This is a genomic window from Streptomyces sp. NPDC107575, assembly GCF_055657265.1.
This window is the reverse complement of record NZ_JBVKBG010000008.1, coordinates 177806-200963: the sequence shown is the minus strand read 5'-3', so window position 1 is coordinate 200963 and position 23158 is coordinate 177806. Positions and strand designations below refer to the sequence as shown.

Annotated in this window: 17 protein-coding genes; 8 read left to right on the top strand and 9 right to left on the bottom strand. The window is 70.4% G+C overall.

Annotated features, from left to right (window positions below; all coding sequences use genetic code 11):
• Positions 1 to 145 precede the first annotated feature (145 nt).
• A complete protein-coding gene (gene proS, locus ACZ7L4_RS35665; RefSeq protein ID WP_472109068.1) occupies positions 146 to 1561 on the bottom strand; it encodes a proline--tRNA ligase in 1416 nt (471 codons plus the stop codon).
• Positions 1562 to 1847: 286 nt separating this feature from the next.
• Between proS and ACZ7L4_RS35660 the strand changes: the two genes are divergently transcribed.
• Entirely contained in the window at positions 1848 to 2711 is an 864-nt protein-coding gene (locus tag ACZ7L4_RS35660; protein WP_472109066.1) for a class I SAM-dependent methyltransferase, read from the top strand.
• A gap of 55 nt (positions 2712 to 2766) precedes the next feature.
• Here the strand turns inward: ACZ7L4_RS35660 and ftsH are convergent, their stop codons facing one another.
• Together ftsH and ffh are read right to left on the bottom strand one after the other, a co-directional pair.
• A complete protein-coding gene (gene ftsH / locus ACZ7L4_RS35655) occupies positions 2767 to 4710 on the bottom strand; it encodes an ATP-dependent zinc metalloprotease FtsH (RefSeq protein WP_472109064.1) in 1944 nt (647 codons plus the stop codon).
• A 159-nt stretch (positions 4711 to 4869) separates the two neighbouring features.
• Positions 4870 to 6426 (bottom strand): signal recognition particle protein, encoded by a 1557-nt coding sequence (ffh, locus tag ACZ7L4_RS35650; protein ID WP_472109062.1) that lies wholly within the window; start codon positions 6424 to 6426, stop codon positions 4870 to 4872.
• A 448-nt stretch (positions 6427 to 6874) separates the two neighbouring features.
• Here ffh and ACZ7L4_RS35645 point away from each other — a divergent pair, with 448 nt between their 5' ends.
• The 4 genes from ACZ7L4_RS35645 (at position 6875) to ACZ7L4_RS35630 (ending at position 10486) form a co-directional block, all read left to right on the top strand.
• Positions 6875 to 7522 (top strand): ABC transporter permease, encoded by a 648-nt coding sequence (locus ACZ7L4_RS35645; RefSeq protein WP_450810622.1) that lies wholly within the window; start codon positions 6875 to 6877, stop codon positions 7520 to 7522.
• Positions 7519 to 8628: an ABC transporter ATP-binding protein gene (locus tag ACZ7L4_RS35640; RefSeq protein ID WP_472109060.1), complete on the top strand. Its 1110-nt coding sequence runs from the start codon at positions 7519 to 7521 to the stop codon at positions 8626 to 8628. Before ACZ7L4_RS35645 ends, ACZ7L4_RS35640 begins: the two co-directional genes overlap by 4 nt.
• The gene (locus ACZ7L4_RS35635) at positions 8625 to 9416 is read left to right on the top strand and encodes an ABC transporter permease (protein ID WP_472109058.1); all 792 of its coding nucleotides are present in this window, start codon (positions 8625 to 8627) and stop codon (positions 9414 to 9416) included. The genes ACZ7L4_RS35640 and ACZ7L4_RS35635 overlap by 4 nt, the downstream gene beginning before the upstream one ends.
• A gap of 74 nt (positions 9417 to 9490) precedes the next feature.
• Positions 9491 to 10486, top strand: coding sequence for a glycine betaine ABC transporter substrate-binding protein (locus ACZ7L4_RS35630; RefSeq protein ID WP_472109056.1), 996 nt, complete (start codon positions 9491 to 9493; stop codon positions 10484 to 10486).
• A gap of 42 nt (positions 10487 to 10528) precedes the next feature.
• Here ACZ7L4_RS35630 and ACZ7L4_RS35625 read toward each other — a convergent pair whose 3' ends face one another.
• The 4 genes from ACZ7L4_RS35625 to nsdA form a co-directional block, all read right to left on the bottom strand.
• On the bottom strand, positions 10529 to 12979 hold the full coding sequence (locus tag ACZ7L4_RS35625; RefSeq protein ID WP_472109054.1) for a [protein-PII] uridylyltransferase: 2451 nt from the start codon (positions 12977 to 12979) through the stop codon (positions 10529 to 10531).
• A 28-nt stretch (positions 12980 to 13007) separates the two neighbouring features.
• A complete protein-coding gene (locus ACZ7L4_RS35620; protein WP_450810617.1) occupies positions 13008 to 13346 on the bottom strand; it encodes a P-II family nitrogen regulator in 339 nt (112 codons plus the stop codon).
• Entirely contained in the window at positions 13343 to 14704 is a 1362-nt protein-coding gene (locus tag ACZ7L4_RS35615; protein ID WP_472109052.1) for an ammonium transporter, read from the bottom strand. The genes ACZ7L4_RS35620 and ACZ7L4_RS35615 overlap by 4 nt, the downstream gene beginning before the upstream one ends.
• A 237-nt stretch (positions 14705 to 14941) precedes the next feature.
• Positions 14942 to 16423, bottom strand: a complete 1482-nt coding sequence (gene nsdA / locus ACZ7L4_RS35610; protein WP_422410193.1) for a transcriptional repressor NsdA — start codon at positions 16421 to 16423, stop codon at positions 14942 to 14944.
• A gap of 474 nt (positions 16424 to 16897) precedes the next feature.
• On the opposite strand from nsdA, the gene ACZ7L4_RS35605 reads away from it, so the two are divergent.
• Positions 16898 to 17566, top strand: a complete 669-nt coding sequence (locus tag ACZ7L4_RS35605) for a bifunctional DNA primase/polymerase (protein WP_472109050.1) — start codon at positions 16898 to 16900, stop codon at positions 17564 to 17566.
• A gap of 120 nt (positions 17567 to 17686) precedes the next feature.
• On the opposite strand, the gene ftsY is transcribed toward ACZ7L4_RS35605, so the two are convergent.
• Positions 17687 to 18913 carry a signal recognition particle-docking protein FtsY gene (gene ftsY, locus ACZ7L4_RS35600; RefSeq protein WP_450810614.1) on the bottom strand — a complete coding sequence of 409 codons (1227 nt, stop codon included), beginning with the start codon at positions 18911 to 18913 and terminating at the stop codon, positions 17687 to 17689.
• A gap of 210 nt (positions 18914 to 19123) precedes the next feature.
• On the opposite strand from ftsY, the gene ACZ7L4_RS35595 reads away from it, so the two are divergent.
• A complete protein-coding gene (locus tag ACZ7L4_RS35595) occupies positions 19124 to 20569 on the top strand; it encodes a cytosine permease (protein WP_472109048.1) in 1446 nt (481 codons plus the stop codon).
• Positions 20570 to 20634: 65 nt separating this feature from the next.
• Positions 20635 to 21612: an LLM class flavin-dependent oxidoreductase gene (locus ACZ7L4_RS35590; protein ID WP_472109046.1), complete on the top strand. Its 978-nt coding sequence runs from the start codon at positions 20635 to 20637 to the stop codon at positions 21610 to 21612.
• Between the two features lie 85 nt (positions 21613 to 21697).
• Here the strand turns inward: ACZ7L4_RS35590 and ACZ7L4_RS35585 are convergent, their stop codons facing one another.
• Positions 21698 to 23113: a sugar porter family MFS transporter gene (locus ACZ7L4_RS35585; protein ID WP_450810611.1), complete on the bottom strand. Its 1416-nt coding sequence runs from the start codon at positions 23111 to 23113 to the stop codon at positions 21698 to 21700.
• Positions 23114 to 23158 lie beyond the last annotated feature (45 nt).

The following is a 23158-nucleotide window of genomic DNA, read 5'->3' as shown; positions in this document are numbered from 1 at the left end:
CCCAAATAATTTGCACGTACCAGTCAGTTCCTGCTGATGCGTCCCGAGGAGGGCGGGTGCGCAGATGTACGGAGAAGGCGCACAGCTCATACAAAGGTGGTGCGTAGTGGCATGTACGCCTTCGCGGGCGTTCCTCCATACGCGCCTAGTACGCGCGTGCCACGACCGCGACGTTACCGGCCGCGTCGTCGGCGTCCGGCACCGCCCCTTCGGGGGTGAGCAGACACCGTACGGAGACGCCGTGCCCGGCGAGCTCGTTCTCGCCCGACTCTCCGAGCGTGGCCCACGGGATGCGCGCCCAGCCGCCCTCCGAGGTGGCCTCCAGGGCCTCGGCGACCGTGGACACGTCGGCCGTCCGCAGCTGCCGCCGCTCCCGGGACTGCGCGAGCAGCAGCGCCTGGTCCTCCTCCAGGATCTTGGGCAGCACCGCGACCAGTGCCTCCAGGGCGACCGAAGTCTTGCCACCCGGGATGCGACGGGCGAGCATCGCCGTGCCGTTCTCCAGATCGCGGGGCCCGACCTCGACGCGTACGGGGACGCCCTTCAGCTCCCAGTCGACGGCGCGGCGTCCGAAGGGGGTGTCGGTGCGGTCGTCCACCTGGACGCGAATTCCCGCCTTCTTAAGGATGCCGCCGATGTCGCGCACCTTGCGCAGCACCGCCTCGTCGTCCTTGACGGCGAGCACGACGACCTGGGTGGCGGCGAGGCGGGGCGGTACGCGCAGTCCGTCGTCGTCGCCGTGCATCATCACCAGGGCGCCGATCATGCGGGTCGTGGAGCCCCAGGAGGTCTGCCAGACCAGCTCCTCAGCGCCGTCCTTGGACAGGTAGCGGGTGTTGAAGGCCTTGGCGAAGTTCTGGCCGAGTTCGTGGCTGGTGCCCATCTGGAGGGCCTTGCCGTCGCCCATCATCCCTTCGAGGGTGAGGGTGTTGATGGCCCCGGCGAAGCGCTCCTTGGGCGTCTTGCGGCCCAGGAGGACGTCCATCGCGAGGACGTTCTCCATGAAGTCCGCATAGACGTCCCGGTGGATGCGCGCCGCGAAGTCGCGCGCCTCCTCGTAGGTCGCGTGCGCCGTGTGGCCCTCCTGCCAGAGGAACTCCGTCGTACGCAGGAAGAGGCGGGGCCGCAGCTCCCAGCGGACCACGTTCGCCCACTGGTTGATGAGCAGCGGCAGGTCCCGGTAGCTCTGCACCCACTTGGCGAAGGAGGCGTTGATGATCATCTCTGAGGTGGGGCGGACGACGGCGGGCTCCTCCAGCTCCTTGCCGCCGCCGTGCGTGACCACGGCCAGCTCGGGCGCGAAGCCCTCGACGTGGTCGGCCTCCTTGGTGAGGTACGACTGCGGGATCAGGAGCGGGAAGTACGCGTTCTGCGCGCCCGTCTCCTTGATGCGGTCGTCCATCTCCCGCTGCATCCGCTCCCACAGGCCGTAGCCGTACGGTCGGATGACCATGGTGCCGCGCACCGGACCGTTGTCGGCCAGTTCGGCCTTGGTGATCAGGTCCTGGTACCAGCGCGGAAAGTCTTCCGCCCGGGGCGTGAGAACGCGGGTTTTGGCCATGTCGCGGATGCTACGGCGCGGGCCCCGGGGCACTCGAATCCTTTTCGCCCGTATGCCCGCGGCCACCCGGGTGCGCCCGTCATATGACCTCCAGGGGGCGCACGACGGTGCACACGCGCATTGTCGCCACGCCTGCCAAACACCCCCTAGACGCGGCGGACATTGCGGAGTTGTCTGGCGTACGGGGGGAGTGCGAGCAGCGCGCGAACACGGCCGGGCGCCACGCGAACGGCCGGGCGGCACGACGACAACTCTCGGCATCTCTCGGTGGATTGGGGCACTTTCGATGACACCTACGCTCGTGCGGCGGCACCTCCCTCACGCGGCTCCCGCGCCGCGGACGGACTCGTGCGCACGCGCGCGTGACTGGGCGGAGATTCAGGAACGGATGCTGGTGCCGCTCTACGAAGCGGTGTACGAGCGCCTGGAGGTCGGCTCGGGCACCCGGCTCCTCGGGCTCGACTGCGGCTCCGGGCTCGCGCTCCTCATGGCGGCGTCGCGCGGCGCGGCCGTGACCGGCGTCGAGCCCTCGGACCCCGAGCTCCTGGCCCTGGCGGAGGAGCGGCTGCTGCCCGACGCGTCCGGGCCTCGGGAGGCCGCGGACGCCCGGCTGACGACGGCCGACGCCGCCGACCTCACCGCGAGCGATCCCGGCGGGGCCCCGTACGACGTGATCACCGATTTCCGGCCGATCGGATGTGTGGCCGGGGACTCCGAGGGGCTTTCCGCGCGACTGGAGAGCGTGGCTCCGCTGGCGGGCCGGGGCGCCGCCGTGGTGCTGGTCGGCTGGGGTCCTCCGGAGCGCTGTGCCACGTCGTCCGTCCTCCGGGTGGCCACCAAGCTCGCCGACCCGCTGCGCAGTACGGGCAGTTGGCGCCCGGCGCTCCGTGACGACCTGGAGGAGGTCGCCCAGCGGGCGGGGCTGCGGCCCGACGGTTCCGGCAGGGTGGCGTGCCCCTTCGGGTACGCGGACGCCGAGAGCGCGGTGCGCGGCCTCCTGTCAACGGGCCTGTTCGACGCCGCGGTCGGGGCGACGGATCCGGCGCAGGTCGACAAGGAGGTGTCGGAGGCCCTGCAGGCGTATGTGCGCGGCGACGGGACGGTGTGGATGCCCAACGTCTTCAGGTATCTGATAGCCCGTACGCGGTGAACAGCCCGCACGCCGTGTGGCGTGCGGGCTGCTCCTCCCCCTGAGGTCGTGCCGTTCAGTCCTTGGTGAAGCGCGTGACGCCGGCGATCCGGTACGCGTCCGCCTCCTCCAGCGTCTCGTTCTCCATGAGGGCCGTGGCGAGCGCGTCGAGCTTGTCCCGGTTGTCGCGCAGCTTCTGGCACGCCTCCTCGTAGCACTCGTCCACGATGCGGCGCATCTCGCCGTCGATCGCGTTGACGGTGTCGGGGGCGGCGGCGAGGCCGTACGGCTGCTGGGAGTCGTTCGGGAGGGCGGACAGGCGGCCGACCTTCTCGCTCATGCCCCAGCGGGCGACCATGCCGCGGGCGATGTTGGTGACCTGCTCCAGGTCGTTCTCGGCGCCGGTGGTGATGACTCCGTAGACGACGTGTTCGGCCGCCATGCCGCCGAGGGCGCCGATGATGCGGCCGCGCAGGTACTCCTCCGTGTACGCGTACTTGTCGGCGTCCGGGGTGGAGAGCGTGACGCCGAGGGCGCGGCCGCGCGGCACGATCGTGATCTTGCGGACGGGGTCGGCGCCGGGCTGCAGCATGCCGAGGAGGGCGTGGCCGCTCTCGTGGAAGGCGGTGCGGCGGCGCTCCTCTTCGGGCATCACCAGCGGCCGCTCGGCGCCGAGCTGGACCTTCTCCAGCGCTTCGGAGAGGTCGGTGTGGTTGATCTGCTTCTGCTTGCGCTTGACGGCGAGCAGGGCGGCCTCGTTGGTCAGGTTGGCGAGTTCGGCGCCGGTCATGCCCGGTGTCGTACGGGCGACCTGGGCGAGGTCGACGTCGGGGGACAGCGGCATGCCCCGGGTGTGGATCTTGAGGATGGCCTCGCGGCCGCCGCGGTCGGGCGGGGACACGTTGACGATCCGGTCGAAGCGGCCGGGACGGGTCAGGGCCGGGTCCAGGACGTCCGCGCGGTTGGTGGCGGCGATGACGATGACGCCCTCGGAACCGGTGAAGCCGTCCATCTCCGTGAGGATCTGGTTGAGCGTCTGCTCGCGCTCGTCGTGGCCGCCGACGCCACCTCCCCCGCCGCGGGCCCGGCCGATGGTGTCGATCTCGTCGATGAAGATGATCGACGGGGCGACCTTGCGGGCCTCGGCGAACAGCTCGCGCACCCGCGAGGCGCCGACGCCGACGATCATCTCGATGAACTCCGAGGCGGACGCGGAGAAGAACGGCACCCCGGCCTCGCCCGCGACCGCCCGCGCGAGCAACGTCTTGCCGGTGCCGGGCGGGCCCGCGAGGAGCACGCCGCGCGGCATCTTGGCGCCCATGGTGCGGTAGTCCTCGGGGTTCTTGAGGAAGTCGACGACGTCGTTGAGCTCGCCCTCGACCTCGTCGATCCCGGCGACGTCCTCGAACGTGGTCCGCTTCTTGCCGGGTTCCAGCTCGACCGGCTTGGGCGGCTGCTTGCGGCCGAGCATGCCGCCCGCGCCGCCGCCCATGCCCTGGCTCATGCGCCGCGCGATGAACAGCCACAGCACGACCAGGAGGACCATCGGGGCGAGCGAGATGAGCAGGTTGGACAGGAAGCTGCGCTCCTGGACGACGGGTTCGGCGGTCACCGTGACGTCGTGCTTCTCCAGGTTGGCCCAGAGGTCGTCGTCGGCGAAGGCCGGGCGCTGCGTCGTGAACTTGGTGTAGTTCTTGCGCTTGCTGTCGCTGTCCTTGGGGGTCGGCTTCTCCTTCTTGAGCTCGCCCTGGATGGCGTCGCCCTTGGAGTAGATCTTGGTGACGTTGTCGGCCTCGACCTGCTTGCTGAACTCGGTGTACGAGACCGTCGGCTCGTCGCCCTCGTTGAAGAACGACAGCACCAGGTTGGCGATGAGGTAGACGATCAGGGCCGTCAGGATGAGGCCGCCCCAGCCGCCGGGCATCTTGCGCTTGGGCCCCTGCGGGGGCGGAGGCGGCGGCGCGCCCTCGGAACGCCAGGGCTGATCCGTCCGATCGCGCGGGGGTACCGGGTTCGCCACGCCTGTCTCTCCTCCTGCAGCCTGCCGTCCTCCGGGGCGGCCTTGGCCCCGAGGCCTTCCGCCCATGACCGCACAGTTGCCAGGGGGCCGCCACTCGTGGACATGCGTAAGGGGCGTCCGCCATGGCGGACGCCCCTTACCCGTACAGCTGCCGACGTGTCAGCCCATGAACTTCTTGAACTCGTCGGGGAGCTCGAAGTCCTTGGGGTCCTGCTGGCCCGCGCCGGGCAGACCGAGGGCGCCGCCCTCGGCGGCGGCCGCGCGGCGGGCGGCCTCCTCCTGCTCCTGCTGCTTGCGCTTCATCGGGTTGCCGGAGCGCTGCTTGCCCTTGGCCTTCTTGGGCTGCTTCTTCTGCCGGCCGGGGCCGCCGCCGCTGCCGGGCATGCCCGGCATCCCGGGCATGCCGCCGCCCTGAGCCATGCGGGACATCATCTTGCGGGCCTCGAAGAACCGCTCCACCAGGTTCTTGACCGCGCTGACCTCGACGCCGGAACCCTTGGCGATACGGGCGCGGCGCGAGCCGTTGATGATCGTCGGCTCCTGGCGCTCGGCCGGGGTCATCGACTTGATGATGGCGGCCGTGCGGTCGACGTCGCGCTCGTCGAGGTTGGCGATCTGGTCCTTCATCTGCCCCATGCCCGGCAGCATGCCGAGCAGCTTGGACATGGACCCCATCTTCCTGACCTGCTCCATCTGCGCCAGGAAGTCGTCGAGCGTGAAGTCCTGGCCCTTCTTGGAGGCCAGCTTGGAGGCCATCTTCTCGGCCTCTTGCTGCGAGAAGGTCTGTTCGGCCTTCTCGATCAGCGTGAGCATGTCGCCCATGCCGAGGATGCGGGACGCCATGCGGTCCGGGTGGAACGCGTCGAAGTCGTCCAGCTTCTCGCCGTTGGAGGCGAACATGATCTGCTTGCCGGTGACGTGCGCGATCGACAGGGCCGCACCACCACGGGCGTCGCCGTCGAGCTTGGAGAGCACCACACCGTCGAAGCCGACGCCGTCGCGGAAGGCCTCGGCCGTGTTGACCGCGTCCTGACCGATCATGGCGTCGACGACGAAGAGGACCTCGTCCGGCTTCACGGCGTCGCGGATGTCCGCGGCCTGCTGCATCAGCTCCTGGTCGATGCCGAGGCGGCCCGCGGTGTCGACGATGACGACGTCGTAGACCTTCGCCTTGGCGTGCTCGATGGAGTCCTTGGCCACCTGCACCGGATCGCCCACGCCGTTGCCCGGCTCCGGCGCGTAGATGCCGACGCCGGCGCGCTCGGCGACGACGCTCAGCTGGTTCACGGCGTTCGGACGCTGGAGGTCACAGGCGACGAGCAGCGGCGAGTGGCCCTGGGACTTGAGCCAGAGGCCGAGCTTGCCCGCGAGGGTCGTCTTACCGGCACCCTGCAGACCCGCGAGCATGATCACGGTCGGGCCGGTCTTGGCGAAGCGCAGCCGGCGGGTCTCGCCGCCGAGGATGCCGATGAGCTCCTCGTTGACGATCTTGATGACCTGCTGGGCGGGGTTCAGCGCCTGGGAGACCTCGGCGCCGGTCGCGCGCTCCTTGATCTGCTTGATGAAGGCACGGACGACGGGCAGCGCCACGTCGGCTTCAAGGAGGGCGATCCGGATCTCGCGCGCCGTGGCGTCGATGTCCGCCTCGCTGAGGCGCCCCTTGCCGCGGAGGTTCTTGAATGTCGCTGCGAGGCGATCGGAGAGAGTGTCGAACACGGCGGTCGCGAATCCTCGGGTCGGGGGTGGCTTACGGACAGGTCGCCCTCCAGGGTATCCGCCCGTCGCGCCGTGGTCAGTGGCCCGGTCCCGATGCGCCCCACGGGTCGCACCCACGTACGAAAAACCGGCCCATACGCCTCCATATCCGCCGCAGACATCCCGGCGTGACCAGCGCGTTCGCCATAATTACGGCCCCGGCGGTTCCGTAAATCCGTGCACATCAGTGGCGCCCGACTGGGTAGGCGCCCCCAGGTTTCGACGCCACCCCTCTTCTCCGCCCCGCGCCGGGGCGTGCCCGGTCGTGCCCGGAACCGCCACCAGCAGCCGTGCGGCACACCGCCGTACACACCTCTGACGTGAACTGGAGCTCACCCATGACCTCCCTCTCCACGTACCGGCCACCACGGCCCGTGCGCAGGCCCCCGGCACCCCAAGGGAGGCCGGCGTGAACTTCTTCGACTACTTCCAGGGCAACTGGCCCGATGTGCTCGACGCCACGCTCGCGCACATCCTGCTGGTCCTCGAAGGCCTCGCCCTCGCGGTGCTCATCGGGGTGCCGGTGGCGGTCCTGACGTACCGGACGCGGGCACCGCGCGCCGCCGTGCTCGGGGCGGCCGGGCTGCTCCTGACGATTCCGTCCTACGCGCTGTTCGGCCTGCTCATCACGCCGCTCGGCCTCGGCACCGGGCCGTCGATCGTGGCCCTGACGCTGTACGCGCTGCTCCCCGTCATCCGTAACACGGTGGTCGGTCTGCGCGAACTGGACCCGGCCGTCGTCGAGTCCGCGCACGCGATGGGCATGACCCGGCTCAAGGTGCTCGCCACCATCGAGTTCCCGCTCGCCTGGCCCGTGGTGATCACCGGCCTGCGGGTCGCGACGCAGATGCTGCTCGGCATCGCGGCCATCGCCGCCGCCGTGAACGGCCCGGGCCTCGGCAAGCTCATCCTCGACGGACTCGCCAGCGCGGGCACCCCGTTCGCCGTCTATCTGACGCTCGAGGGCGCACTCGCCATCGTCGTCCTCGCGCTGCTCTTCGATCTGCTCTTCGCCCTGCTCAATCGCCTGACCACTCCGAAGGGGGTCACCCGATGATCCGGCTCGACCGGCTGACCAAGTCCTACCCCGGCCAGGCGCGTCCGGCCGTGGACGAGCTGACGCTGGAGATCCCCGAGGGGCGGATCGTGGTCTTCGTCGGACCCTCGGGCTGCGGCAAGACGACGACGATGAAGCTGATCAACCGGCTGATCGAGCCGACCTCCGGCCGCATCCACCTCGCCGACGAGGACGTCACGAAGATCCCGGTGCACGAGCTGCGCCGCCGCATCGGCTACGCGATCCAGCAGTCCGGGCTCTTCCCGCACCAGACGGTCGCCCAGAACATAGCCACCGTGCCCGGCCTGCTCGGCTGGGACAAGAAGCGGGTCCACGCGCGCGTGGACGAGCTGCTCGACATGGTGGGCCTGGACCCGGACACGTACCGCGGCCGCTACCCGAAGCAGCTCTCCGGTGGCCAGCAGCAGCGCGTCGGCGTCGCCCGCGCGCTCGGCGGCGACCCGCAGGTGATGCTCATGGACGAGCCGTTCGGCGCGATCGACCCGCTCAACCGCGAGGCGCTGCAGAACGAGTTCCTCAAGATCCAGGCCAAGCTGCGCAAGACGATCGTGTTCGTCACCCACGACATCGACGAGGCCGTGAAGATGGGCGACAAGATCGCCGTCTTCGCCGAGCACGGGAACGTCGTCCAGTACGACACCCCGGAGAAGATCCTCGCCGAGCCGGCGAACGAGTTCGTCACCGACTTCATCGGCGCGGGCGCCGCCGTACGCCGTCTGTCGCTGACCCGGCTCGGGAACGTCGACGTACCGCTGTGGCCCACCGTCGCCGAGTCGGCGGACGCCGAGGCGCAGCAGAACGCCACCGTCGACAGCGACCGCGAGTTCGTGGTGGTCCTGGACGAGGACCGCCGCCCGGTCGGCTGGCTGCCCGCCGACGGTGGCACCCGGCTGCCGCTGATCTCCCCGCTCGGCCCGACCACGAGCCTGTACGACGCGCTCGACGAGATGCTCGCGGTGAACGCGTCGGCGCTGGCGGTCGTGGACGACCTGGGCCGCTACCGCGGTGTCGTCACCCTCGACACCCTGCGCACGCTGATCCACACCGAGAACGGCGCCGGTCTGCTGCAGGGGGCCCGGCCGTGACCCAGGCACTCGTCGACGAGCTCCCGGCCGCGGCAGAGCCGGCCGAGCGCACGCGTGTTCTGCCACCGCTGTGGCGCCTCGCCCTCACGCCGCTGGCACTCGCCGTGGTCCTCGCGCTGCTCGCCTGGTACGTCGCCGGGCAGGAGAAGGACCAGATCGAGCTGCGCAGCCTGAACGCGGACTACCTGCTCAGCCGCACCCTCACGCACATCGAACTGACCGCGGTCGCCACCGTTCTCATCCTGGTGATCGCCATCCCGCTCGGCGTGCTGCTGACCCGCCGCTGGGCCCGCCCCCTCGCCGGGCCCGTCCTCGCGATCGCCAGCATCGGGCAGGCGCTGCCCTCGCTCGGCCTGATCGTGCTGCTCGCGGTGGCCTTCGTCAGCCTCGGGGTCACGCAGATCGCCCTGATCGCGTTCGTCGCGTACGGGGTGCTGCCGGTCCTTCGCAACACCATCGCGGGCCTTCAGCAGGTCGATCCGTCGATCCTCGAGTCCGCCCGGGGCATGGGCATGACCCGGTGGGAGGTGCTGCGCCGGATCGAACTGCCGCTCGCGGTGCCGGTGATGCTCGCCGGGATCCGTACGGCGCTGGTGATCACGGTGGGCACCGTCGCGCTCGCGACGTTCATCGGGGCCGGCGGCCTCGGCGACGTGATCTCGAACGGGATCAACTCCAGCCGGAACCTGGTCCTGATCACCGGAAGCGTCCTCGTCGCCGTCCTCGCGCTGCTCGTGGACTGGGTCGCCGGGATCGTCGAGAACCTGCTGCGCCCGCGCGGTCTGTGAGAAGGGGCCTGAGAGAAGTGACAACACGCATGCGATTCGGACCGGCGAGGGCCCGTGGCAAGGCTCGTGGCAAAGTGTCCGTCGCCCTGTGCGCGGCCCTGCTCGGCGGCGCCGCGCTCACCGGCTGCACGAACACCGGCGCGACCGGCGGCTCCTCCGGCGACCTGCCGCGCACGGCGAGCAAGAAGCAGCTCGGCGGCGGCTCGATCGCCGAGGATGTCGACCTGAAGGGCGCGCACTTCACGGTCGGCTCCAAGGAGTTCACCGAGCAGCAGATCCTCGGAAAGATCACGCTGTACGCGCTCGAAGCCGCCGGGGCGAAGACCAAGGACCAGACCGGGCTTCAGGGCACCACGATCGCCCGCAGCGCACTCCAGAGCGGCGACGTCGACATGTACTGGGACTACTCCGGCACCGGCTGGACCCAGTTCCTGCAGCACGACAAGCCCGTGCAGGGCAGTGCCGCGCAGTTCAGGGCGACCTCGCGGGAGGACCTGAAGAAGCACAAGATCAAGTGGCTGGGCCCGGCGAAGTTCGGCAACCAGTACGCGCTGGCCCGCGCGGCCGACGCCCCCGGCCGGGCCGGCGACGTCGACTCGATCAGCGACCTCGCGAGGCTGGCGAAGGAGCACCCCGAGGACGCCACGCTGTGCGGGGCCTCGGAGTTCCTCGACCGTGAGCTGGCGGCGCTGGAGCACAGCCCGTACAAGCTCGCGTTCCCGGCGCCGCAGGTCTACCAGAACGCGTTCGCGCTGGACTTCGTGAACGTGGCGAAGGGCAGCCCCTGCAAGTTCGCCGAGGTGTTCACGACGGACGCCCGCCTGGAGTCCCTCGACCTGAAGGTCCTCGACGACGACAAGGGGCACTTCACGACGGAGCTGGCCGCGCTGACCGTGCGCGACGAGACCGCGAAGAAGTACCCGCAGCTCGCCAAGTTGTCGAAGGAACTCGGTGACGCGCTCACCGAGAAGACCATCATCGAGCTCAACGGTCTCGTCGACCTGGAGGGCAAGAGCGCCGATCAGGCCGCGCTGTACTTCCTGCGCACGAACGGTTTCATCGGCAAGTGAGACCCGGCCGGGGCCCACGTCACCCGACGCGGACCCCGGCCCTCACCCCCGCAGCGCCTCCTCCACGCCCCGCGCCACGGACACCGCCTCCTGCGAAGGCAGCGGCCCCCCGTCGCCCCCGGCCACGTAGAACGCGTCGACCGCGTTGGCGCCCAGCGTCGACACATGCGCCGAACGCACCCGCACCCCGGCCACCTCAAGGGCCCGCCCGATGCGGTGCAGCAGGCCCGGCGCGTCGTGCGCCCGCACCTCGATCACCGTCGCCCGGTGCGAGCCCGCCGAGGCCACCGTCACCCGGGCCGGCGGCGCCACCACACCCCGCCTGCGCGGATACGCGGCGTCCCGCTCGGCGAGCCGCGCCGCGATGTCGAGCGAACCGTCGAGGGCCCGTACGAGATCCGCCCGCAGCCGCGCGGCCTGCGGCAGCGAGCCGTACTCGGCGGCGACCCGCCAGTCGAGCAGCAGGGCGACCCCCTCCACGCCCTCCGGCGGTGTCAGCGCCCGCAGCTCCGCCGTGCGCACGGTCAGCCGGTGCATCGCGAGCACCCCGGCCACGGCCGGAAGCACCCCGTCCTGCTCCGGCACCGCGATCACCAGCTCGACGCCGAGCGGCTCCGGTTCCCCCGCCCCCTCGGATCCGGTCGGCACCGCGTCCGTCTGCGCCCGCAGCGCGAGCACGGGCCCACCCGTGCGCAGCGCCTCCACCGCGAGCCGCTCCTGCTCGGCGGTGGGCTCCGCGTCGTCCGGGTCGACCGGCTCGTCCCCCGCGAGCACCGCCGAGACCCGCTTGACCAGGTCGGCCACCAGCGAGCCCCGCCAGGACGACCAGGCGGCGGGCCCGGTGGCCAGGGCGTCCGCCTCGGTCAGCGCGTGCAGCAGTTCGAGCGTGCCGATCGAGCCGACCGCGTCCGCCACGGACCGTACGGTCGCCGGGTCCTCCAGATCGCGCCGCGTGGCCGTCTCGATGAGCAGCAGGTGATGGCGTACGAGGGAGGCGAGCACGGCGACGTCGGCCCGGTCGAAGCCGATCCGCGCGGCGACGTCCCGCGCGATGATCTCCCCTGCAACCGAGTGGTCCCCCGGCCAGCCCTTGCCGATGTCGTGCAGCAGCGCCGCGACGAGCAGCAGGTCGGGCCGGTGCACGCGGCGCGTCAACTCCGAGGCCCGCACGGCCGTTTCGACGAGATGCCGGTCGACGGTCCAGGTGTGCACGGCATTGCGCTGCGGCCTGCACCGCACCCGCTCCCAGTCCGGGATCAGCCGGGTGATCAGCCCCTCCGCCTCCAACGCCTCCCACACCTCGACGGTCGGCCGGCCCGCGCCGAGCAGCGTGACCAGCTGTTCGCGGGCCTCGGCGGGCCAGGGTGCTGGCAGCGGCCGGGCGGCGGCCGCAAGCCGGCGCACCGCGTGCAGCGACAGCGGCAGGCCCGCCTGAGCGGCAGCGGCGGCGGCCCGCAGCGGCAGCACCGGGTCCCGGTCAGGCTTGGCGGCGCGGGCGAGCACCACCTCACCCTCCATCTCGACGACGCCCTCGGCCAGCGGCGACCGCTCGACCGGCGCCTGCTTCCCGCCGCCGAGCAGGGACCGCAGCCGGGGCTTCGACGACCGGGACTTGAGGACACGCCCCACCTCGCGCCAGGTGACATCACTGGCGTACGCGATCGTGCGCGCGGCCTCGTACACCTGCCGCAGCAACGTATCGGCGTCCAACAGGCCCAGTTCCGCCGCGACTTGGTCCTGCTCCTGGAGCGCGAGCCGGTCGGTGGCCCGCCCGGTGGCCAGATGCAGGGCGTCCCGTACGTCGAGGAGCCTGCGCCGCGCGTAGGCGAGGCCCTCGCGGGGCGCGTCCGCGAGCCAGGAGGCGGCGACGGCGCGCAGCGCGGTGGCGTCCCGGAGCCCGCCCCGCGCCTCCTTCAGGTCGGGTTCGAGCAGGAACTGCAACTCGCCCTGGCGTTCGGCCCGTTCCTCGCACAGTTCGCGGAGTTCGGGCAGCCGCTTCAGCGCCTGGTTGCGCCAGTCCGCGAGGACGGCGGTGCGCAGACCCGCCGTGAGCCCGAGGTCACCCGCGAGATGCCGGGCGTCGAGCAGCCCCAGCTGCACCTTGAGGTCGTCGCCCGCGGTCTTGCGCGCCTGCGCCGGCGTACGGACGGAGTGGTCGAGGGCGAGGCCCAGGTCCCACACCGGGTACCAGATGCGGTCGGCGAGCGCCGCGACCGCGTCGGCGTCCGCCGAGCCGTCGTGCAGCAGGAGCAGGTCGAGATCGCTGCGCGGGGAGAGCTCGCCGCGCCCGTACCCGCCGACCGCGACGAGCGAGACGCCCGGCGCCCCGTCGCCGAAGAGCCCGGTGAGCCAGTCGTCGGTCAGCTCCGCGAGGGCGGCACGGCGCGGCGGCCCGGACCGCGCCTCCCCCTGGAGAAGGCGCAGCCGGGCCGCCGCATAGCCGCCGGGTCCGGAATCCTCTGCATCAGCACGTACGTCGTTCACGCTCGTCACCCGGCGACTCCCGTCCCGTCCATGTCCGTTACAGCGCGTCCGGACCGCGTTCGCCGGTGCGCACCCGCACGGCCGTCTCGACGGGGACCGCCCAGACCTTGCCGTCGCCGATCTTGCCGGTCCGCGCGGCCTTCACCACGACATCCAGCAGTTCGTCGGCGTCGTCGTCCTCGACCAGGACCTCGATACGGATCTTGGGTACCAGATCCACGGTGTACTCGGCGCCGCGGTAGACCTCGGTGTGTCCGCGCTGACGGCCGTATCCGCTGGCCTCGGTCACGGTCAGGCCCTGGACCCCGAAGGCCTGGAGGGCTTCCTTGATCTCGTCGAGCCGGTGCGGCTTGACGACGGCGGTGATCAGCTTCATGCGTCGACCTTCTTGTCCTGAGCCTTGTCCTGGGAAACCTGCGTGGGGGCCGGGGCGGGAACCGCCTGACGGGACAGGCTGCCGCCGCCCGCGCCGCTGTAGTCGTACGCGGTCTCGGCGTGCTCGGCCTGGTCGATGCCGGAGACCTCGTCGTCCTCGCTGACCCGCATGCCGATGGTCTTGTCGAGGGCGAAGGCGAGGACCGCGGAGACGATCAGCGAGTAGGCGAGGACGCCACCGACGCCCGCGCACTGCTTCCAGAACTGGTCGAGGCCGCCGCCGTAGAACAGGCCCGCCGCGTCGGACTGGCCGCCGCCCGTGGCGAAGAAGCCGACGAGCAGGGAGCCGACGACGCCGCCGACCAGGTGGACGCCGACGACGTCGAGCGAGTCGTCGTAGCCGAACTTGTACTTGAGGCCCACGGCCATCGCGCACAGCACACCGGCGACGGCGCCGATGGCGATCGCGCCGAGCGGCGAGCAGGAACCACCGGAAGGAGTGATGGCGACGAGGCCCGCGACGGCACCGGAGGCGGCGCCGAGCGAGGTGCACGCGCCGTGCCGGATCTTCTCGTAGGCCAGCCACGCCAGCATGGCTGCGGCGGTCGCGACCTGCGTATTGATGAACATCAGGGCGCCGACGCCGTCGTCGTTGCCGAGCCAGGACCCGGCGTTGAAGCCGAACCAGCCGAACCACAGCAGACCGGCGCCGAGCATCGTCCACGGCAGCGAGTGCGGCCGCATCGGGTCCTTCTTGAAGCCGACGCGCTTGCCGATGACGAGGATCACGCCGAGCGCCGCGGCGCCCGCGTTGATGTGCACGGCCGTGCCGCCGGCGAAGTCGATCACGCCGAGCTCGAAGGCCCAGCCGCCGGTCCCCCACACCCAGTGCGCGACCGGGAAGTACACGATCGTGGCCCACAGCGCGATGAACAGCGCCCAGGCGCTGAACTTCACGCGGTCCGCGAGCGCGCCGCTGATCAGCGCGGGCGTGAGCACCGCGAACATCAGCTGGAAGACGGCGAACACATAAATCGGGATCGTGTAGCCGTCCCAGAGCTGCGTGAGGCCGATCCCGCTGAGCCCGACGAAGTCGCCGTCCCAGCCGAGGATCGAGCCCTTGTCGGTGCCGAACGCGACGGAGAAGCCGTACAGAACCCACAGGATCGTCACGATCCCGAGGCTGATGAAGCTCATCATCAGCATGTTCAGGGTGCTCTTGACGCGGACCATGCCTCCGTAGAAGAAGGCAAGACCCGGCGTCATCAGCATCACCAGGGCGGAACAGATCAGCATGAAGCCTGTGTTGGCGGGCGACAGTGTGGGTGCGTCTGCCGCCAGCGTGATGGCTGGAGCCATCGGCGTCTCCTCGTCATCGGGCCGGTTATGCGCCCTGACATTGGTGCAGCGCCGTTTCCGTTCGGGCCCCTTGATGTTTCGCCGCAGTGACGAAGAGCGCGCGGGTGTTACGGGTGAATGAAATGCCTGAAACAGGCCGACCACGACCTCCGTCCGCGTGACCTGGCGTAGGGGAGCCGAGTCGGGCTGTTTCGGGACGGTGGCCGTGGCCGGGGTTCGTGGGGTGCTCCCCCGCCGTCAGACCGCGGCTTCGGCGGTCTCCGGCAGATGGAGCGCGAGCTGTTCCGTGAGGTCGATGACCTCGGCGACGTCACCGAAGTCCCGCGTCGCGTTGTCGACGGTCTTGCGGATCCGGGTGTTGACCCGCTCCGAGCGCACCTTCCTGGCGATCTCCAGGGCCTGCCCCGCGAGCACCGTGGACTGCTCGGGCTCCTTCTGCAGGAGGTGCACCGTGGCCATCCCGATCAGGTTCAGCGCGTACGAACGCTGGTGCTCGGCGTCCTTCCCGAACAGCTCGACGGCGCGCTTCATGACGGGCTCGGCCATCGACGCGTACGTGGGGCTGCGACCGGCCACATAGGCGAGGTCCCGGTACGAGTGGCTGTTCTCGCCGTGCAGCTCGGCCTCGGAGAAGAAGCGGATCCAGTCGGGGTCCGGGTCGTCCCAGTCGTCCGCGTCGGTGAAGGTGTCCTCGGCCATCCGCACGGCGCGCTTGCACTTGCCGGGCTGCCCCATGTTCGCGTACGCCCGGGCCTCCATCGCATACAGCATCGACTGCGTGCGGGGGCTGGCGCAGTCGCGGCTGCCGTACTGGGCGAGGTGGATGAGTTCGAGCGCGTCGTCGGGCCGGCCCAGGTGGATCATCTGCCGGCTCATGCTGCTGAGCACGTACGAGCCGAGCGGCTTGTCACCCGCTTCCTTCGAGGCGTGCAGGGCGAGCACGAAGTACTTCTGGGCGGTGGGCTGCAGGCCCACGTCGTAGCTCATCCAGCCGGCCAGCTCGGCCAGCTCGGCCGCGACCTTGAACAGGCGCCGCGTGGTCTCCTCCGGCTGCGGCTCCTGCAACAGGTCGGTCACCTCGTGGAGTTGCCCGACGACGGCCTTGCGGCGCAGGCCGCCGCCGCACTGGGCGTCCCACTGGCGGAACATCACCGTGGTCGACTCCAGGAGGTCGAGCTCGGGCTTCGACAGCCTGTTCCCGCGACGCTGCGTGGCCGACTCCGGCTCCGGCCTGGCCGAGGCCCCGCCGGGCGTCGGCACCAGCCAGCGCTGCATCGGCTCGATGAGCGAGGGGCCCGCGGCGAGCGCCAGCGAGCTGCCGAGGAAGCCGCGGCGCGCGAGCATCAGGTCGCTGCGCGAGAACTCACCGATGAGCGCCACGGTCTGGGGGGCGGTCCAGGGCAGGTCGACGCCGGACACGGAGGGCGCCTGGTGCGCGGCGCGCAGGCCGAGGTCCTCGACGGCGACGACGCAGCCGAAGCGCTCGGAGAACAGCTCGCTGAGGATCCTGGGGATGGGCTCGCGCGGGTTCTCCCCGTCGAGCCATCGGCGCACGCGCGACGTGTCCGTGGAGATGTGGTTCGCACCCAACTGCCGGGCCCGTCGGTTCACTTGGCGCGCCAGCTCGCCCTTGGACCAGCCACTGCGCACGAACCACGAACCGAGCAGCTCGTTGGGGCGCTTCTCGGCGTTCGTGACGCCACCGCCGCTGCCGCCCACTGGAACGCCCCCATTCCCTGAAGCCATCTAAGACGCTGTGTGCGAAGTCCCGTCGACCACTGTTCTCCACACTCTTGCCCGCAAGCCCTACCAGGATGCCGTCAAACCAGGCTTCCCGTCCGGCAGTTGTCACTCCTCGAACAGGAAACCGACTTGCCTCCGGCATACCCACGGGTGCACGCACCCTCAGGGCTCGTGCACTGAAAGTAATCCTACGATCACCCCTCCGGCGAGGGCGAACACGGAAACGCCACCATTCGCCACCCCTTCGAATGAACCCAGGGGCGCCCCCACACGATTCACTTGACATAGGACAGCCGGAAGTAGGCGGACCAGGGTGGACGGGGGCGCGCGACACCGGGCGCACCACCCCGAATGCGAATCGGCTCCGGTCCGACCGGAGTGGCGTACGCATTGGGTAACGATCCGATTCCGCCACGTAACCACCGGCGCACGGGATGTGTTGGAGGGGGCATGGGCTTCACGATCGGCGGCATGCGCGAGATGCGCACCGGCTCACGTCGCCGCGGCCGCACGTCCGGCCGCGCTTCGGACTGCACCACGGTGGCGGAGTTCACCGGCCTCTGGGGCTGGGACGTGGTGCCCGGCGCCCGCGCCGCCGGCTCCGTGTGCTCCTGCGGGAAGGCGAACTGCCCGGCCCCCGGCGCGCATCCCCTGGATCCGGATGCCGTGGTGAAGGCGGGGGCCACGCTCGACGAAGTGACCGACTCCTGGGGCCGGTTCCCCGGCGCGGCGGTGCTGCTTCCGGTCGGCGGGGCCTTCGACGTGATCGACGTGCCGGAGGCCGCGGGGCGCCGGGCACTGATCCGCCTGGAGCGCATGGGCCTGCCTCTCGGCCCGGTCGTCGCCACCCCCGAGGGCCGCGCCCACTTCTTCGTGGCACCGGGCGCCGCGGCCGAACTCCCCACGCTGCTCTACCGGATGGGCTGGGACGACGCGGCCCTCGACCTGCACGCGCTGGGCGCCGGCTCGTACGTCACGGCGCCGCCGTCCGACCGCGGCGGCCTCGGCCCGACGACCTGGCTGCGCGCCCCGTCCCTGGACACGGCGAACCAGCCGCCCCAGGCACGGCTGCTGCTGGGCACCCTGGCCTACGTGGCGCACCGCTCGCCGTCCGCGTAAGCACGGTGCGGCAAGCGGCGCGGGGGCCGGCGCAGAGGAACCGGCCCACAGAAAAGCCGCGGCCGCGCCGCCCAAACCCAGAGCAGCCCGACCGCGGCCTCCCGCACCGAAGCGAAGCGTCTACTCGCCGATAAGCGCATCCACGAACGCCTCCGGCTCGAACGGCGCCAGGTCGTCGGGTCCCTCGCCGAGACCCACGAGCTTGACCGGCACGCCCAGCTCCCGCTGCACGGCCACGACGATGCCGCCCTTGGCCGTGCCGTCCAGCTTGGTCAGCACGATGCCCGTGATGTCGACGACCTCGGCGAAGACGCGGGCCTGGACCAGACCGTTCTGCCCGGTCGTCGCGTCGAGGACGAGCAGCACCTCGTCGAGCGGCGCGTGCTTCTCCACGACCCGCTTGACCTTGCCGAGCTCGTCCATGAGCCCGGTCTTGGTGTGCAGCCGCCCGGCCGTGTCGATGAGGACGACGTCGGCGCCCTCCTCGATGCCCTCCTTGACGGAGTCGAAGGCGATGGAGGCGGGGTCGCCGCCCTCGGGGCCGCGCACGGTGCGCGCACCGACCCGCTCGCCCCACGTCTGCAGCTGGTCGGCGGCGGCCGCACGGAAGGTGTCCGCGGCGCCGAGCACCACGTTCTTGCCGTCGGCGACGAGCACGCGCGCGAGCTTGCCGGTGGTGGTGGTCTTCCCGGTGCCGTTGACACCGACGACCATCACGATGCCGGGCGTCGTGCCCTCGGAGTTGAGGCTCTCCGTCTTCACGGTGCGGTCGAACTCGGGGACGAGCAGCTTGAGGAGCTCCTCGCGCAGCAGGGCGCGCAGCTCGTCCGGCGTGCGGGTGCCGAGCACCTTGACGCGCTCGCGGAGGTTCTCGACCAGCTCCTGGGTGGGCTGCACGCCGACGTCGGCGGTGAGCAGCGTGTCCTCGATCTCCTCCCACGTGTCCTCGTCGAGGTGCTCGCGGGACAGGAGGGTGAGCAGGCCCTTGCCGAGCGCGTTCTGCGAACGGGAAAGGCGGGCGCGCAGCCGCACGAGGCGGCCCGCGGTGGGTTCGGGAACCTCGACCTCGGGAGCGGCGGGCTCCGCGGCGGCCGGGGCCTCGGGCTCCTCCTCGACGGTCGGTTCGGCCGTCGGGAGGTCGACCTCTTCGATCGTGCGCCGCGCTTCGTCGCGCGGCGTCTCGGCCTCTTCGCCGACGTGCGGCTCGGTGGGCGGGGCGGTGGTGATGTCGGGCGCCGACGGCGGGGGCGGGGGCAGCTGCTTCTTCTTGCGGCTGCCGATCACGAGCCCGCCGAGCGCGCCGATCACGACCACGGCGATGACTACAGCAAGGATGACGGTTTCCATAACCCGTCCAGTATCAGTCATGGGTCCGGCCGAGGCCGTGTTTGTGCGTTCCTCTAAAGGACAAAGGGCTCTGACGGGTCGGACTCGGACTAAAGTACGATGGCAGTCGTCGCATCAACGCGCGTAGAGTCCATCGCAATCACGACACACCCCCCACCGGCTCTCCGTCCCCCACGGCCGGGCCGAGCGAGAGGCACGGAACCCCACCGCATGAGCAAGACCGCCGAAGCCGAAGGCGCGCTGGAGACACGCGGCATCGAGCCCGTCCCCGACGCCGAGCGCACCGCCAAGACCCGCGAGCTCTTCCCCACCTGGGTCGCCGCCAACATCAGCGTGCTGTTGCTCACGATGGGCGCGAGCCTCGTCGTGACGTACAAGCTGAACTTCTGGCAGGCGATCGTCGTCGCCATCGCCGCGCCCATCGTGTCGTACGGCCTGGTGGGCCTGATCGGCATCGCGGGCAAGCGGGGTGGGGCGCCCGGCATGGCGCTGTCCCGCGCGGTGTTCGGGCAGCGCGGCAATCTGCTGCCCGGCTCGCTGATCTGGGTCGCCCGCTGGGGCTGGGAGACGATCAACGCGGTGACCGGCGCGTATGCCGTGCTCACGGTCCTGGACATCCTGTTCGGCATCAAGCAGAACAATTTCCTGGTGATCCTCACCCTGCTGCTGTTCGTGTGCGTGACGTTCGCGATCTCGGGCCTCGGCATCAACGTCGTGCAGATGTGCAACAAGTACGCGACGTACCTGTTCGGCATCTTCTCGGTCCTGGTGCTGGTCTACCTGATCATCAACACCGACTGGTCCGATGTCTTCGGGCAGCCCGCGGGCAAGACGTCCCTGATGGTCGCGGGCATCGGCATGATCGCCGCCGGTGGCGTCAGCTGGATCCCGTCCTCCCCCGACTTCACGCGCTACCTGCCGCGCACGGCCTCCACCAAGGGCATCGTCGGGAACTCGATCGGCGGCGCGGGCATCGTCGTGCTGCCGATGGTCCTGATGGGTTCCGTGATGGCGGTCTCCACGCCGGACCTGGCCTCCGCGCAGGACCCGGTCTCCTTCCTCGGCGAGATCCTGCCGATGTGGATCGCGGTGCCGTACCTGCTCATCGCCCTGGTCGGCATGCTGCTGATCAACGCCATGTCGATGTACTCGGCCGGCTTCACCGCGCAGACCCTCGGCTTCAAGGTGCCGCGCCACTGGGCCGTCTCGATCAACGCGCTGATCTCGCTGATCTCCGGCGCCATCCTGATGCTGGTCGCGACGAGCTTCATGAGCTCGTTCATCTCCTTCCTCTCGCTGCTCGCCGTGGCCTTCTCGGCCTGGGTCGGCGTCTTCGGCGCGGACATGTTCAAGCGCAAGCACTACGACGGCGCGGCTCTGATCGACACCACCCGCACCAGCGCCTACTGGTACAAGGCCGGCTTCTCCCCCGCGGCGTGCATCGCCTGGGCGGTCGGCCTGGTCGTGGGCCTGCTGTTCACGTCGTCGACCTGGTTCTCCGGGCCGCTCGCCACGAACAACTTCATCGGTGAGTACGGCCTCGGCTGGGTCGTCACGATCGTCGTCTCCGGCCTGCTGTACCTGGCGCTGCCCAAGCCGGCCGACACCACGAAGGCCCCGGAAGAGCCCGAGGCCGCCGAAGCCATGGCCTCCTGACGCTCCGTCAGCTAACGTCCCCCTCCACGAAACCGGCTCCACGCCTCGCGGAGGGGGACTTTTCCATGCCCGTGTCCGTCGTACGGTTCAACCTCGTCGACCCCACCGGCACACCCGAATCGCTCGCCGCCCGCTACCAGGGGGCCGTCGAGATGGCCCGCTACGCGGACGAGCAGGGCATCGACACGGTGCAGACGGAGGAGCACCACGGCGTCGCCAACAACTGGCTGCCCTCGCCCTTCACCTTCGCGGGCGCGGTCCTCGGCGCCACGAAGCGCATCGCGGTCACCGTCTCCGCGATCATCGGCCCGCTGCACGACCCGCTCCGCCTCGCCGAGGACATCGCCGTACTGGACCTGCTCAGCGGCGGCCGCCTGGTGACGGTCTCCGGGATCGGCTACCGGCCCGAGGAGTACGCCCAGTTCGACGTGGAGTGGAAGCGGCGCGGCAAGCTCCAGGACGAGCTCCTCGAAACGCTGCTCAAGGCCTGGACCGGCGAGGAGTTCACGTACCGCGGGCGCCGGGTCCGGGTCACCCCTCGCCCCTTCACCCAGCCGCACCCGCTGCTCCTGGTCGGCGGCTCCTCGCAGGCCGCCGCGCGCCGGGCGGCCCGGCTCGGCCTCCCCTTCTTCCCGAGCGCACATCTCCCGGAGCTGGAGACGTACTACAACGAGCGCCTTCAGGAGTACGGGACCGAGGGCTGGACCATGATGCCCGGGAAGGTCACCCCGCTCCTCCACCTGTCCGAGGACCCGGACCGCACCTGGGCCACGTACGGGAAGCACTTCCTGCACGAGGCGCGGACGTACGCGTCCTGGCAGTCGGGGGACATCAAGTCGGCGGTGAAGTCGGGTGCGGGGACCGTCGACGAGCTGCGCGCCGAGGGCGTCTACCGGATCCTCACGCCCGACGAGTGCGTGGCGCAGGGGCTCGACAACTACATCCTGCATCCGCTCTCCGGCGGCATGCCCCTGGACGAGGGCCGCCGCAGCCTGCAGCTGTACTGCGAAAACGTACTGCCCCGGCTGAAGGACCAGTCGTAGGTCCTTCAGCCGGGGCAGTGACGGCAGCGGGGAGATGGCAGCGGGGACTTGAATCCATCTCCCCGGGTCTCGGGGAGGAGCCGGGTCAGCCCATCTCCTCCAGCGCCTTGCCCTTCGTCTCCTTCACGAACTTGAGCACGAAGGGGATGGAGAGCGCGGCGAAGATCGTGTAGATCACGTAGGTCGCGGAGAGGTTCCAGTCGGACAGCGACGGGAAGCTCGCGGTGATCGCCCAGTTGGCGATCCACTGGGCCGAGGCGGCCACACCGAGCGCCGCGGCGCGGATGTTGTTCGGGAACATCTCGCCGAGGAAGACCCAGACGACCACACCCCACGACAGGGCGAAGAAGAGGACGAAGAAGTGGGCCGCGATCAGGGCCACCCAGCCCTGCGTCGCCGGCAGCTTGCCGTCCACCAGGTCGAAGCTGAACGCCCAGGCCTCCAGGGCCAGACCGATCACCATGCCGACCGAACCGATCAGGGCCAGCGGCTTACGACCGATGCGGTCGACGAAGATCATCGCGATGACGGTACCGATGATGTTGATGATCGACGTCGTGAACGAGTAGAAGAACGAGTCCGTCGGGTCGACACCGACCGACTGCCACAGCGTCGAGGAGTAGTAGAACGCGACGTTGATGCCGACGAACTGCTGGAAGACCGAGAGGCCGATACCGATCCAGACGATCGGCTTGAAGAAGAAGCTGCCGCCGAGCAGGTCCTTGAAGGAGGACTTGTGCTCGCTGTGCATCGCGTGCTCGATCTCGGCGACGCGGGCGTCGAGGTCGATCTCCTTGCCCTCGACCTCTTCGAGGACCTGCTTGGCGCGGTCGTGCTTGCCGACGGAGACCAGGAAGCGCGGCGACTCGGGGATCGCGAAGGAGAGCAGCCCGTAGATCACGGCCGGGATGACCATGACGCCGAGCATGACCTGCCAGACCTCGAGGCCCATCAGCGTGCCGCGCTGGTCGCCGCCCGCGGCCTGCAGCAGCGCGTAGTTGACGAGCTGCGAGATGGCGATGCCGATGACGATCGCGCCCTGCTGGAAGGAGCCGAGCCGGCCGCGGTACGCGGGCGGGGCGACCTCGGCGATGTACGCCGGGCCGATCACGGAGGCCATGCCGATGGCGAAGCCACCGATGATCCGCCAGAAGGCGAGGTCCCAGATCGCGAAGGGCAGCGCCGAGCCGACGGCGCTGACAGTGAAGAGGACCGCCGCGATCTGCATGCAGCGGATGCGGCCGATGCGGTCGGCGATCCGGCCCGCGGTGGCGGCGCCGATGGCGCAGCCGATCAGGGCGATGGCGATGACCTGGGCGAGCGCGGCAGAACCGATGTCGTACCGATCGCGGATGGCCTCGACGGCGCCGTTGATCACGGAGCTGTCGTAGCCGAAGAGGAAACCGCCCATCGCGGCGGCCGCCGCGATGAAGATGACATGGCTCAGATGCTCGGGCCTGGCTTCCCGGGCTCCGGACTTTGGTGCCGCACTGCTGGTCACATGTACTCCTCGGGCCACCGGCCTCGCTGCCGGGGGTGGGGGCGA

Bases quoted from the DNA above. Each gene is read 5' to 3' on its own strand.
- proS (WP_472109068.1), bottom strand. From the start codon at position 1,561: ATGGCCAAAACCCGCGTTCTCACGCCCCGGGCGGAAGACTTTCCGCGC.
- ACZ7L4_RS35660 (WP_472109066.1), top strand. From the start codon at position 1,848: ATGACACCTACGCTCGTGCGGCGGCACCTCCCTCACGCGGCTCCCGCG.
- ACZ7L4_RS35640 (WP_472109060.1), top strand. From the start codon at position 7,519: ATGATCCGGCTCGACCGGCTGACCAAGTCCTACCCCGGCCAGGCGCGT.
- ACZ7L4_RS35620 (WP_450810617.1), bottom strand. From the start codon at position 13,346: ATGAAGCTGATCACCGCCGTCGTCAAGCCGCACCGGCTCGACGAGATC.
- ACZ7L4_RS35615 (WP_472109052.1), bottom strand. From the start codon at position 14,704: ATGGCTCCAGCCATCACGCTGGCGGCAGACGCACCCACACTGTCGCCC.
- ACZ7L4_RS35605 (WP_472109050.1), top strand. From the start codon at position 16,898: ATGGGCTTCACGATCGGCGGCATGCGCGAGATGCGCACCGGCTCACGT.
- ftsY (WP_450810614.1), bottom strand. From the start codon at position 18,913: ATGGAAACCGTCATCCTTGCTGTAGTCATCGCCGTGGTCGTGATCGGC.
- ACZ7L4_RS35595 (WP_472109048.1), top strand. From the start codon at position 19,124: ATGAGCAAGACCGCCGAAGCCGAAGGCGCGCTGGAGACACGCGGCATC.
- ACZ7L4_RS35590 (WP_472109046.1), top strand. From the start codon at position 20,635: ATGCCCGTGTCCGTCGTACGGTTCAACCTCGTCGACCCCACCGGCACA.